The sequence below is a fragment of the Haloferax sp. KTX1 genome (genome assembly GCF_902410085.1).
In the GTDB taxonomy this organism is placed as follows: Archaea; Halobacteriota; Halobacteria; order Halobacteriales; family Haloferacaceae; genus Haloferax; species Haloferax massiliensis.
This window is the reverse complement of record NZ_CABPRH010000213.1, coordinates 1-439: the sequence shown is the minus strand read 5'-3', so window position 1 is coordinate 439 and position 439 is coordinate 1. Positions and strand designations below refer to the sequence as shown.

The following is a 439-nucleotide window of genomic DNA, read 5'->3' as shown; positions in this document are numbered from 1 at the left end:
CTGCATAATAATAGCCTCCGTTGGCTGTTTTGATTACGTCCGTTGCGGTGCAACTTGCTCTTACCCGAGCAGCCGCTGTGCCTGATTTTTGAAAGTCTTTTAAAATCAGTGAGTAAAAGATCTTTTGAGCGGTTGCTCTGAGTCAGTGAGGCCTGCATTGGGCGGGCGCGAGGGCTGTTTTGGTGCAGGCGCCCCCTGATATGCGCCATCAGGGGGCGCTTTTGCGGGGGGCTTGGGGCTGGCACCATTAGCGGCTGCTGTTACCGGTACAGGAGGAGGTTCTTTGAAGGGGCTTATACAGCGCGTCAGCAGTGCCAGTGTCAGTATTGACGGTGAGGTCGTGGGTGAGATCGGTAGCGGATTGCTTCTGTTTCTCGGGGTCGAGAAAACCGATGGGGCGTCTGAGCAGAAACGGATGCTTGAGCGTATCCTGGACTAT

Annotated in this window: 1 protein-coding gene; it reads left to right on the top strand. The window is 54.9% G+C overall.

What is annotated here, in order from left to right; genetic code table 11:
* Positions 1-232: 232 nt before the first annotated feature.
* The coding region (locus FY251_RS23885) for a D-aminoacyl-tRNA deacylase (protein WP_222847901.1) at positions 233-439 on the top strand (207 nt) is incomplete at its 3' end.